The sequence below is a fragment of the Allocoleopsis franciscana PCC 7113 genome, assembly GCF_000317515.1.
Lineage (GTDB): Bacteria > Cyanobacteriota > Cyanobacteriia > Cyanobacteriales > Coleofasciculaceae > Allocoleopsis > Allocoleopsis franciscana.
Map to the genome: position 1 here is coordinate 6,172,583 of NC_019738.1, position 12,976 is coordinate 6,185,558.

At 40.8% G+C, this 12,976-nt stretch carries 9 protein-coding genes; 8 read left to right on the forward strand and 1 reads right to left on the reverse strand.

The genetic code is table 11. From position 1 onward, the window contains the following. Nucleotides 1-23 precede the first annotated feature (23 nt). The 6 genes from MIC7113_RS25320 to MIC7113_RS34295 all read left to right on the forward strand — a co-directional run bounded on the left by MIC7113_RS25320 (nt 24) and on the right by MIC7113_RS34295 (nt 9,254). A complete protein-coding gene (locus tag MIC7113_RS25320) occupies nt 24-1,337 on the forward strand; it encodes an O-antigen ligase family protein (RefSeq protein ID WP_015185049.1) in 1,314 nt (437 codons plus the stop codon). Nucleotides 1,338-1,349: 12 nt separating this feature from the next. Next, complete coding sequence (locus MIC7113_RS25325; RefSeq protein WP_015185050.1) at nt 1,350-5,183, forward strand: rhamnosyltransferase WsaF family glycosyltransferase; 3,834 nt, start codon at nt 1,350-1,352, stop codon at nt 5,181-5,183. A 53-nt stretch (nt 5,184-5,236) separates the two neighbouring features. After that, nucleotides 5,237-6,082 carry a methyltransferase domain-containing protein gene (locus MIC7113_RS25330; protein ID WP_015185051.1) on the forward strand — a complete coding sequence of 282 codons (846 nt, stop codon included), beginning with the start codon at nt 5,237-5,239 and terminating at the stop codon, nt 6,080-6,082. Nucleotides 6,083-6,161: 79 nt separating this feature from the next. Then, nucleotides 6,162-7,124 carry a class I SAM-dependent methyltransferase gene (locus MIC7113_RS25335; RefSeq protein ID WP_015185052.1) on the forward strand — a complete coding sequence of 321 codons (963 nt, stop codon included), beginning with the start codon at nt 6,162-6,164 and terminating at the stop codon, nt 7,122-7,124. A 4-nt stretch (nt 7,125-7,128) separates the two neighbouring features. Beyond that, nucleotides 7,129-8,076 carry a glycosyltransferase family 2 protein gene (locus tag MIC7113_RS25340; protein ID WP_015185053.1) on the forward strand — a complete coding sequence of 316 codons (948 nt, stop codon included), beginning with the start codon at nt 7,129-7,131 and terminating at the stop codon, nt 8,074-8,076. Between the two features lie 29 nt (nt 8,077-8,105). Then, nucleotides 8,106-9,254 (forward strand): class I SAM-dependent methyltransferase, encoded by a 1,149-nt coding sequence (locus MIC7113_RS34295; RefSeq protein WP_015185054.1) that lies wholly within the window; start codon nt 8,106-8,108, stop codon nt 9,252-9,254. A gap of 238 nt (nt 9,255-9,492) precedes the next feature. On the opposite strand, the gene MIC7113_RS25350 is transcribed toward MIC7113_RS34295, so the two are convergent. Next, entirely contained in the window at nt 9,493-11,076 is a 1,584-nt protein-coding gene (locus MIC7113_RS25350) for a calcium-binding protein (protein WP_172642256.1), read from the reverse strand. 140 nt (nt 11,077-11,216) lie between these two features. Here MIC7113_RS25350 and MIC7113_RS36845 point away from each other — a divergent pair, with 140 nt between their 5' ends. Together MIC7113_RS36845 and MIC7113_RS25355 are read left to right on the forward strand one after the other, a co-directional pair. Next, the gene (locus MIC7113_RS36845; RefSeq protein ID WP_015185056.1) at nt 11,217-11,357 is read left to right on the forward strand and encodes a hypothetical protein; all 141 of its coding nucleotides are present in this window, start codon (nt 11,217-11,219) and stop codon (nt 11,355-11,357) included. A gap of 761 nt (nt 11,358-12,118) precedes the next feature. After that, a complete protein-coding gene (locus MIC7113_RS25355; RefSeq protein WP_015185057.1) occupies nt 12,119-12,976 on the forward strand; it encodes a glycosyltransferase in 858 nt (285 codons plus the stop codon).

Below are 12,976 nucleotides of genomic sequence, written 5' to 3' on the forward strand. Positions count from 1 at the left end.
GGTAAACAAGAGCAAGCAACAAGGTGAAGAATTTCCCGACTATCGTATCTTGGTTATACAGCCGTCAAACTTTTTTGATCGCTGGCACTCTACTATTTTCAGTCAGTCCTCTCCTTTGCGGCTTACTTTACTTTGGGGCTGCATTAGTCTCAATCTTTAACTGGAAGCAGGTGATTTTTACCAGGGAGCGTATAGTTCTTACTGTTTGTATTGTAGTCTTGTCTATTGGGCTAGCTTTCCGGAAGGTTGAACCGGAGAGAATTCTTCCTGGTTCAATATCTTTAAGTGATTATATTCCTTTTTTACCCTTCTTCTTCCTAATCAGCTTAGAACCGTTTTCGGAATCGGAAATTACTAATTTTTTTTATGCTTTGATTCTGACAATTCCACAACAGTTTCTCTTGGCAGTTGGGGAGAATTATCTAGGTTGGTATGGAAGGTTTTATTTTTTAGGAGAACAGTTTCCCCTAATTGATGTATGCGTAGGCCCGATTGCACGAGGTCTTAAAACTTCAGCTAGTTTTTTCAATCCAAATATTTTTTCAGTTTATTGTATATTTTGTGCAGGAATTTGCTTGAATTTGTTAATAGCTGAACTCAAGCCCTTCACTCTTAATTATACTATTAATTTAAAATTAGGCATACGGATTTTAGTTCCTTTTTTTGGCCTAGCTCTCTGCACAACTTTGATAATATGGTCAGGTTCAGATGCTGGATTAATGATTTTTTTACTTAGCACTATTATTTGGCTGTCCTGGATGACAGATAAATGGCTATATCTGATAACCATTGGCGCAGTCGGTACTCTTATAGCTTTCATCTCTTTAAACAGCTTTGGTTGGCTAACGCAGTTTGTAACTTTTCTAATTCCCCAAAGGCTTTTGACTCTTCTAAATTCAGTACTAGCGTCTTGGAATGACAGAAAGCCTTTTTATAAATGTGCTGTTCAGTTAATTCAGAAAAAGCCACTTTTCGGTTGGGGGATTGGGAAGTTTTCACAAGAGTGTGCGAATCGTACAGGAATGGAAATGGCTCACGCTCATAATATAGTTTTGCAACTTGGAGCAGATACTGGCTTGCCTCTCGCTATATTATTTTTATCTTTTTTAGGATATATATTGTTTTCTTGTATCCATTTCCTCCGAACAGTAAGAACAAAAAAGAGTATGACTTACCAATTGTCGGCAGGGTTAATTATAGTATCGATATCTATAATGTTGATGCAAGCTTTTGACTTAGGACTCCTGATGTCTTATCGATTAAATTTCCTGTTCTGGATTTGTCTTGCCATACCATACTCCCTGGCATCTCAACCTAAAGTTTCAAAAGCTTTGTAAGTAAGCCGTGTTATGTACCAAGATTCACAAACTAACAACAAGCCAGTACAACTCCACGTCATGCATAGTTGGGGGGGAGGAATAGAACGATGGGTACGAGACTACTCCCATACAGACATTCTGCGAACTAACTTAGTTTTAAAGTCCTCAGGAGTTCCAGGGATTCCTGGACAAAGGCTTGAACTATATCAATCCATTGACATCGATATACCAACTCGTGTTTGGGAGCTTACTCTCCCTATTCATGCTACTTCTGTTACTAATCTGGATTATCGTTATGCCCTAGATGAAATTATTAATCACTTTAATGTTAGTGCTATCCTGATTTCATCATTTATTGGTCATTCATTGGATATTCTTAATACTAATCTAGAGACTACAGTTATTTGCCATGACTACTATCCCTTTTGTCCAGCTATAAACATTTACTTTGGCAAGGTATGTAAGGAGTGTAATTTCAGTCATTTACAGCATTGTTTTAAAGAAAATCCATACAATAATTTATTTCCTCAAGCCTCAGCTTCAGAATGGATGCCGATTCGTAAGAGTTTTTTAAAGTTAATTCAGCATCATAAAGTTACACTAGTCGCGCCTTCTGATTCAGTTAAGCGTAACTTAATTAAGCTGGAACCCGCTCTTGCCAATGTTCAGTTTAAGATAATTCCTCATGGAGCAGAGTTGCCAATTCATTCTGATATAGAACTGGATGATCTACATCAGGAGAATAGAAAGCTAAAAATTCTTATTTTAGGACGATTAGTATTTCACAAGGGTTTAGAGCTGCTCAAAGAAATATATCAAGAAATTCTTGATGTTGCGGATATTTTTTTGTTGGGGTGTGGTGCTACAGGTCAAAATTTTCAAGAAATGCCTGGAATCCATATAGTTGCTGAACAATACTCCCTAGATGACTTGCCAAAACTTGTAGGACAAATATCTCCTGACTTAGGTCTTCTTTTATCGATTGTTCCGGAAACATTTAGCTATACTTTGAGCGAACTTTCCCTTTTAGAAATTCCAGTTTTAGCAACGAATCTAGGTAGCTTTCAAGATCGTATAAAAGAAGGAGTTAATGGATTTTTAGTTACTCCTGAAAAGAATGCTCTCATTGATAAAATTAGAGAATTGTCTGAGCAGCGGCACCTTTTGGCTAAGGTTAGCACTTACCTAAAAGGTATATCCCATCGAACGTTGCAAGAGATGGTAGAGAACTACTACGAGGTGGTAACGCTGACTCATCCTCCTCAATCAAAAGCGTCCAGGGAATTAAATGCTCTCAACTTAGAGCCGTCGGAGTTGGAGCGATCGCACTCTCAGATTGTCAACACTCAGATTAAGTTAGAGCAAACGCAGACTCAATTACAACAGACTCAGGCAGAATTAAATAAAGCCCTGTTTCAGATGCAAGAAACCAAATTTGGGCTTGAGCGATCGCAGAGTCAGTTAGAGCGATCGCAGAGTCAGTTAGAGCGATCGCACTCCCAGTTGCAACATACTCAAGCTGAATTAGGGAAATCTCAGTCCCAACTGTTGCAGGCTAAGGCTTTAATTTCCGGCATGGAAAGCAGTAAATTCTGGAGGCTAAGATTAGCTTGGTTTAAAGTCAAGGATATTCTAAATCTCGTCTCCGATTCAGAAATTTATCGCCCTAATGCTCTTGCCAGTCTCTCTGATAACAGCCGCTTCAACAACAACCCTGGCTTCTCTAAAAACATCTCAAAAATGTTTGCCTTTATTAGTGGCTGTCCAGGGGATGCTTATCGATATCGATGTCACCATCAGGCAGAAATACTAAGGTATGTCGGCTATGCCGTTGATGTCTACGAACCCAATTTATTTCTCTATGAAGAACTTCTAAAGAACTATAGGATAATCGTTGCCCATCGCGTTCCTTATACTTACGAATTTGAACAGTTCGTTGCGAAGGCTAACAACCTGGGTCTAAAGGTTATTTTTGAAACGGATGATTTAGTCTTTGATACATCTCTCTTGCATCAAATTGATGCTTATATGAAGATGGATCTCAAAGACAAGCAGCTTTACGAAGATGGGGTGAGGCGATATCGCAAGGCCTTGAGCTTGTGTGAGGCTGTCGTTGTTAGTACGGAAAAACTGAAGCAGAAAATAGAAAAGAGTTTTCCTGAAAAGGCTGTTGTTATTTCTCGAAATCGTATCAGCAGCGACATGGAACAAGAGGCTATTAAAGCTCGTGATATCTATATTCCTGACGATCAGCTAATCAGAATTGCCTATTTCAGTGGGACCAGAACCCATGCAAAAGATTTTGCAGAATGCGTTTATGCTCTAAGTAGTATCCTAAAAGAGTTCCCTGACGTTCGCTTGATGGTCGTTGGGCATCTAGATATTCCAGAAGAACTCCAGCCATTTTCATCTCAAATTGAAAAATTTCCTTTCCTTCCTTGGCAAGATTTACCGGGGCTATACCGAAAAGTTACCATCAATCTCGCACCCCTGGAAAAAAATAACGACTTTACGGAATCAAAAAGCGAACTTAAGTATTTTGAAGCAGGGCTTGTCTCCGTTCCGACTGTTGCCTCCAATTGGGGGGCTTTTCGGGTTGGTATTACCGATGGAGTGAATGGACGGCTGTGCAGCAATCCTCAAGAGTGGGAGAATGCTCTACGGGAACTGATCACTAACCCCAAGTTACGGCAGGAAATGGGGCAGAAGGCGTTTGATGATGTCAATGCTCGATATCTTACCCGCACAGCAGCGACTCTAACGGGGAAAGCATGGCAAACGCTTGTTGGAGGAAAGATATTACCCGATAAACCTCTATCCATTGCTTTTGTTCTTCGAGCGCCTATTGCTCAAACAGGAGGAGGTTATAAGCATATTTTTTATCTAGCTCATTACTTAGCTGAGCAAGGTCACAACGTAAATATCTATGTTGAACCGATGGCACATCTGACAGGCTTTACTCCCGAACAAGTACAAAAATTCTGTGAGGAGAACTTTGGGAAGAGTAAAGCAATTATTCATTGTGGTCACGCTGATATTGTGGAATCTGATGTGGCGATCGCAACAAACTGGCCAACTGCTTATGTCGTTGATAAGCTAGTTAATACAAGATTTAAAGCGTACTACGTTCAAGATTATGAACCTTACTTTTATGAACCTGATGATCCTTGTTTTCTTCAGGCAGAAGCCACCTATGATTTGCCGTTAGGTATAATTTGTCTCGACAAGTATTTATCCCAAGTGTTGAGCAAAAGGAATCGAATTCAATACCCTTATATCAACTTTCCCTTGAATGAAGCGTTTTTAGCTAAAGCTCCAGTTTTGACTCGTCATTGCAATCCTGATCGGTCTTGCTCGATACTGTTCTTTGCTCGACCAAACATTCCCCGACGTAATTTTGCTGTTGGAGTAGAAGCTTTAGATAAATTGCATCAGCAAAATCCTGATGTACAAATTAAATTGTACGGAATGGAAGAAGCTATAGAACTCCCATTTCCTTATCAAAATTTAGGCGTTTTAACTCAGTCGGAAGCCGCAGAAGCCATGCGCTCATCTGATATCCATTTATCTTTCTCCCTAACTAACATCAGTACAGTTGTATTTGAAGCGATGGCTTGTGGATGTGCAACTGTTGAGGCGGATGTTCCTCCAGTTCGAGGTATGGTTGAGGATGGAAAGACTTGTATTTTAGCAGAACCCAATTCCCAAGCTGTTTCTGAAGCGTTGATGGAACTTGTCAATAATCCTGTGTTGCGACGAGAAATTGCGAGCGCTGGATATGAATCAGCTAAAACACTAACAGTAGCAAGGATGTGTTCTAAATTTGAGCAGTTACTCAATCAATATACTTTTAGAACAGCCTGAATGAATTTCTAGACCTTTATCATTGTTTCTAATCATTAAACAGAAGGATACCAATGAATAATTTAAAAATTGACTTAGGCTGCGGAGCTTGTAAAAAGGAAGGAACGATTGGTGTTGATATTGAACCTCATTCCTGTGTTGATTATGTATTAAATATTCAAAACGAAGCGCTACCTTTTCCTGATCGTAGTGTTCAATATGTTCATTCATCTCACTTCTTAGAACATATTGATAATCCAATGCCACTGTTCCAAGAACTAGGGCGTGTTTGTCAAAATGGTGCTGAATTAGAATTCTGGACTCCTTATGGTTGGTCTAATCCGGCTTTTATTCTCAGTCATAAAATATTCTACAATGAAGATCATTACCTTCACCTCTGTGTCTGGTATAAAGATTTCTGGAAAGATTTTCTTAAAGCAAATTGGGTACTCAAGGAATTTATTTATATTGTAGAGCCTCAAGTACTAACAGAGCTTTATAGTAATAAAATTAGTCTGGACTTTGCACTCAAATACTATAAAGGCGTTGTCAAAGAGTTTGGCGTATCTATCGAAATACGTCATGATGACGATGGAGCTGTTTGCCAGCCCAAGCGAACATTTGCTGTTGAACGTTATGCCCAACGATATCCTGTTAATGTTAATTCATTACAACCCAATGACTATCTCGACGGTGATTATTTAAATAAGGCGATCGAATGGTTTTCATTAGGAACACAGCAAACCGAAAGTCTAGAAAGTCTGCAAAGTCTGGAACTATTAAGGGGACAGCTTCTAAAAGCTCAGGCAGAGTTGGAGCAAGCTGAGGCTACCATTTCGGCGATGGAAACCAGTAAATTTTGGAAGCTGCGAAAAGCCTGGTTTGAAGTCAAAAAAGCTTTAAATATGAAATCCACATAGGTCGATAAAAAGCAAATTCTATTATATTGAAGGCCGAAAATGTGCTTAAAATTTTTCACAAAAAATAACTAAAAAAACAATGATTACACGCCAAGATTATCAAGCCAATCGGTTGAAGTTTTTGAAAACATGGGTGGATCTAAAGGAGTCAGAAGGATTAGAGATAGGATCTTGCGATCTACCCACTGTGCCAAGAAAAATAGGCAACTGTGAATTCGCAGATTTTCGTTCTGCTGAAGAGATGATTCGTCTTTGGAACCTGCCTCCTGAGACAGTTATGCCAGTCACGTATATTCTTAAAAGAGATACCAAAATCCATCTACAAATTGCTAAAAAATTTGATTATGTGGTTCTCTGCCATGTAATTGAGCATATTCCTAACCCGATCGGATATATCGAAGATTTGCAGAAGTTGTTAAAGCCTGGTGGAACAATTTTAATTGCCTGCCCAGATAAGAGAAGAACCCCAGATGCTTCAAGACCTTCAACAACCATAGAACATTTAATTAATGATTATTACAATGACTTCAACTATCCCTCATTAGAGCATATTTTAGAATTCGCCAAGGCTTGGTCTGATGAAATTAGACAAAAAAGTTTAGAATCAGCCACAGAGTTTTATGAGTGGGGTCGCCAGAATTTTGAGTCTGGTCTAGCAGATGCACATTGTCATGTTTGGATAGATGAAGAATTCTTTACTCAAATTCAGTATTTAATAGATGGGAAGCTGCTGGAAGGCTTAAAAATCATTGATAAATCCTATAATGAACCCCTCTACAATGAGTTTTTAATTGCCCTCAAAGCTGTGGAATCGCAACCATTTGCATTGACTGTTGAGTCTGAATCTGAAACTCTGGCACAAGTGCGATCGCAGTTACAAAAGACGCAGCAAGCGTTACATCAAGCCCAAGCAACGATTGCGGCTATGGAAAGCAGCAAATTTTGGAAGTTACGATTAGTCTGGCTTAAATTCAAAAAAATATTGACTTTGGCAACGCTTTATCTGATTTCAAGGAAAAAACATAAGATTTTGAGAGCCTAATCTTTTGGAGCCAGAAAAATTAGTAATTCAGTGTCAATATCAGATTGCCGCTTACATTACGGCTTACGAAGATTCAGAAGCGGTAAAGCAATGCATTCACGCAATCAATCGCCAAGATTTTCCCATACAGAAAATTTTGATTGTTGATAACTCACAGCAAAAATTAGTTATTGATGAAAAAAGTATTTTTGAGAATGTAATTGTTAAATTTTATCCTGAAAACATTGGAATCTCTGGAGGTTTAGCTATTGCTTTTGCCTGGGCAATCCAGGGAGGCTATGACTTCTTGTGGATATTTGACCAAGATAGTGTAGTGGAAGATGATTGTTTAACTAAACTATTGTTGGCTTATGAAAGTTTGAATAGTTCAGAGTATTTAATTGGGATTATTGGACCGACAGCAATTGATCCCAGAAGCCATCAAATTATTGAAGGGGCTGTATTTGAGGATGGTTGCTTCAAAGGTCGCAAACCCCCTGAAACAGAACAACCCTATGAATGTGATTCTCCGATTACTTCCGGGTCTTTAACATCCCTTACGGCAGCTCAAACAGTTTCTTTACCCCGTACCGACCTGTTTATTGATGGAATTGACCTTGATTACGGGCTGAGACTAAGGCAACAAGGATTTCATAACTTGATTGTTCCTAAAGCAAGAATGTACCATAACTTTGGTAAGCCAATTCAAGTAGAAGTATTTGGCAGAGAACGGCTCATCCACAACTACTCTCCTCTCCGGTACTACTATATCTTCAGAAATCACACTTATCTAGATATTCACTATTCTCAAGGATGGTATCGCTTCATCAATTATTGGCGACGAGTGAATTACTTGAGCCGTACAATTGCTTTGATTTTGCTGTGTATACCTGAAGATAAAGCTTTAAAAATCTGGGCTTGTTTGTTAGGGCTAATCCACGGCTTTACGGGTAAGCTTGGTAAAACTTGGTAGTTAGAAGTCACGACTTAAAGGAGGGAAACTTGAACGACATTGAATTAATAGAGCAAGAGAAAAGAAAAATTATTGAGCGCTACGGCCAATGGACATCTCATAAAATTTACCTCGGACAGGAGCTTTACACCATTGACGAACAACAAGAGGTTCAAGATGAGTTAAAAAAAAGCATCCTAACTCAGACTGAAACCCGATTGAAAAGCATCTTTCAAACAATCTCTGATTTGCTTGATCGCCCCCTACAGAGCCTGCGGATTTTAGACTTAGCTAGTCTTGAGGGAATTTATGCCATAGAACCGGCTCGTTATGGAGCTAAGGCAGTAGGCATAGAAGTTCGAGAAGCAAACATTGAGAAAGCAAAGTTTGTCAAACGAATACTGGGTTTAGAAAATCTTGAACTTTTTCAGGATGATGTCCGGAATTTAAGTAAAGAAAAATATGGCTCTTTCGATGTAGTTTTGTGTATCGGTATCTTTTACCATCTCGATACTCCCGACGTTCTTCACTTCATGGAAAAGATAGCCGAAGTTTGTGAAGGGTTGTTAATTCTAGATACGCACATCAGCTTCACTCAGGAAAAATCTTGCTCTTATCAAGGAAAGACCTACTGGGGAAAATCTTATTTAGAGCATTCTTCAGTGTCTACGCTCGAAGAACGGGCAAAAGTGCTGTGGTCATCTATTGATAATCTTGAAAGTTTTTGGTTCACTCGTCCCTCTCTATATAACTTGCTCACCCAAGTCGGATTTACTTCGATCTTCGAGTGCCAAGAGATGAAGAAGATGTATGAAGTTCATAAGGTCTATGACCGGATTACCCTTGTGGCAGTAAAAGGACAGCAACAGACTTTAGAACTATCTTCACTAACTAATGTATCACCACAAGAAGATTGGCCTGAAAAGCTCCATTTGGAAAGTTTCTATAAGCAACTGCCTCCACTTCAACAAGCTCAAGAGGAAATTGCTACTCTGCGATCGCACTTAGAGCAAACTCAAACAGAAATGGCTACTCTACGATCGCAACTCCAACAAACTCAAACAGAAACTCTTGTCATGCGATCGCACTTAGAGCAAGCTCAAGCAGAAATTGCTGCCATGAAGACTAGTAAATTCTGGAAGTTACGGACAGCTTGGTTTGGGGTCAAAAAAATGATGGGGATGAAAACCGATGATTAGATAGCAAGGGCTTACCTAAGTGCGATCATATAGGAACTAGAAACAGAGTAAAGCCTAGCTGTTGTAGCTGGGCTTTAATAAAGCAAGAGCTGTGAACACGCCTTCATAAGGCGTGCCGTAACAGATTCTGCTACCTCAGGAATTATGCACAAGCACCATATACTGTAGGGGCAAATTGGTCATTCGGCCCTACCCATGGCGGTTAAAGGGTAAATTTGCGTAAGTCCTGTACCTTTTTCTATGCAAAGGTTAGTACAACAGTGGAGCCAGCAAATATAAACGCTGCTGCTGAGTCTTCCACAACCGCAATTGTGTCACCCCGGAAGAGAATTTCGGTATCAAGAGCAGAGGTTCCAGAGAAATCCCCAATCTGGAGAGTGTAATCGTTCAGATTTCCAGTTACTTGAATGATATCCTCTCCAAATACCCAATCCTTAATCGTGGCATAGCCAAGTCCCAAGAAGTCTACGAATCCCGCCTGTCCCAATACGAAAGTATCAGTCCCAAATCCACCTCTGTAGACGTCATAACCTCCTATGCCAATCAAACGATCATTACCATTACCACCAATAAGAGTGTCACTGCCGTAACCTCCCCAGAGAGTGTCATTGCCGTTACCACCCTCAAGATAGTCGTCACTGAAGTTGAAAGCATTTACAGTGCCACCACCTATAAAATCATCTCCGTCTCCACCGAACAGGGCATCCGCTCCCAACCCACCATAGATGGTATCTGCGTCAAGACCACCTCCTACTGTATCGCTTCCATCGCCACCATCCAGGAAGTTAAAGCCGAGAATATCCAAGATTAGATCGTTGCCAGCATTACCTGTGATGGTGTTACTGTCAATACCACCTTCTAGATAGTCATCACCCAAACCTCCATCAATTAAATCCAGGCCGGCGATGCCGAAGATTGTGTCGTTACCAGCACCACCGTTGAGGACTTCACTGCCATACCCTCCTACAACGGTGTCATCGCCACCGCCAGCATATACAAAGTTTATTGAAATATTAAAGGGGTCTAGGATGCTGTCATCGGTGTAGATCCGGTCATCGCCATCACCCGTATTGATGGTGTCAGAGCCATAGTAACCATAGATAATGTTGTTGCCTGCGTAGTCTACGATAACGTCATTTCCAAGTCCGCCTCTAACAAAGTCATTTCCAAAACCTCCATCTATGGTATTACTACCGCTGATGCCGAAGATTATGTCGTTCCCAGCACTACCGTTGAGAATGTCATTACCATACCCTCCTACAATAATGTCATTGCCGCCGCCAGCATCTACAAAGTTTGTCGCCACATCCAATGGGTCTAGGATGTCGCTACCGGTGTAGATAATGTCATCGCCATTGCCCGTATTGATGAAGTCAGAGCCATAGTAACCATAGATCTTGTTGTTGCCGGCGAAGTCGAAAATTACGTCATTTCCAAGTGCGCCGAAAATGAAGTCATTCCCGAAACCCCCATCTATTGTGTCATTACCGCCGATGCCATAGATTTCATCGTCGCCAGCACCACCGTTGAGGATTTCACTGCCAAACCCTCCTACAACAGTGTCATTGCCACCACCAGCATCTACAAAGTTTGTTGAAACACCAGAGGCGTCTAGGAATCCGTTCTCGGTGTAGATAATGTCATTGCCATTGCCCGTGTTGATGAAGTCAGCTCCCAATCCACCATAGATAAGATTGCTGCCCAAAGAGTCTGAAATAACATCGTCTCCACTATTGCCATCAATGATGTCGCTGCCATTCCCACCATTGAGATAATCATTTCCTGTACCGCCGAGTAAATAGTCGTCGCCTAGAGTTCCCACTAAAAAGACCATTGCAAATTACTCCTCAATTTTGAGTCAGGTTTAAATGTTGAGTGGTGTCGTTATTAGAGCAATGTCCAAGTCGAAAACTTCATGTTCATTGCGCTTAGTTGTCTGTATCTCTGGAGTTAGATCTGCTTATGCAGTTGTTGGCTGCAACAAGAGCGATCGCACCTCATAAAAATTTCGATTTTGTGTTAGGTATTCTGTCTGCCTATATCTCTGAAGTCAGTGTTCCTTATGCAGGTGCTGATCAAAAAAACCGCGATCGCATGACATAAACCTTCACTGTCCTAGCAAGTTCTCCGTCTGTGTATATCTCTACAGCCATTGCTACTTATGCAGTTGTTTGCTAAGAAAATGGCGCTCAATCACAATACACACTCAAAGTTTGAAAACTCCTTGGTAGATGTTGCTGTCTAGATGTATCTCTTGAGTTACTACCTCTTATGCAGTTAGTAAGGAAGACGAGTGAACACCACCTAGTTCTCTCGTTTAAATTCAAGCCTTTGTTTTAACTACTCCAACTTGATGGTTGCCAAAGACGCCAATGCCCTTGACGCTAACCCTCCTAGAATTCGGTTAGTCCACCACGCTTGATCGATGAAGGGTTTCACTCCAAATACTCGCTATTGGTATCAAGCCCCACCTCCTTGTCAACAACCGCTGTGCAGTTACACGGTTGCTGAGAATACACTTGCTGCTTGACTCACTTATCTAAGGAGCCGCTCAGCGATGGGGATTAGATAGGCAAATAGGGATAAGCATGATGGTAACATGTGTCAACAGCACTTCTGTAGCACTTCTGTTATTATTCTCCCACTTTTTCATCGTTTTCACTCAATTCGTTTAAGTTTATTTACCTAGTCCGACTCTTCCAGAACCATCGCCGATGAACATCGAACAGACCAAAACTCCTGAACTCAGGATTGTGGAGCCTAAAGTGTTGGCGGACAATTGCGGGAACCATTTTCGAGGTAGCCCTAGACATCCGCCAAATATTCCCGACTTTCAGTCCATGGGTAGTTTACACTGAACGGATGTGATTTACTTCTTGACCGTCAATTACTATTCAACTCGCCTGATTGCTCGATTAATCGACTCAATTCCAGCAACTCAAACCATTCCTCATCAAATTGTTGTTGTTAATAACTCCGCTAATGATCAGGAGCTTAAAGACCTTTACACCGAATCCCTGCAAATTTTAGACGCCCAAACCAATCTGGGCTTTGGCAAAGCCTGCAATCTGGGACTGAACTGGATCTACGAGCGAAATCCCAATGCTATTGTCTGGATGATCAATCCTGATACTTATCTGCCAGAAAACACTTTAAAAAAAGTTTCTCCTTTCTTTAACGCCCATCCAGAACTCTCGATTGTTGGTACCCTGATCTACACGCCTGCTGCTGAGCTCTGGTTCGCTGGAGGTCAATTTATCCCTAAGTTGGGTGCTATCCTCTCCACTGATCTACTTTCCTCTCATCCCGATACTGCCTATGTCTTTTGTGACTGGGTGAGTGGATGTAGTCTTTTAATTAATCTGCGTCACTTTCCGGAATGCCCTCAGTTTGATCCAGCTTATTTTCTCTACTACGAAGACTTTGACTTTTGTCGTCGCTACGCCATGCAGGGGCATCAGATTGCAGTTACCAGTCAGTTTGCTGTCGTTCACGAAGCCTCTGCAATCGCCAATCGAAATATGACTAAAAAATTAAAGCACAGCACCTATAGCTATTTGCTCACGCTAGAACGATATACCAACAAAGCCATTTTTATCCTGCGTTTTCTCCGACTCACCCTTTACAGCTTTATCCTGCTATTGCTAAAACCTCAAACCGCTCTTGGTAAACTGGCTGGCATATCCAGCTATTTATTTGAAAAGTTTAGTAATGATCAATGA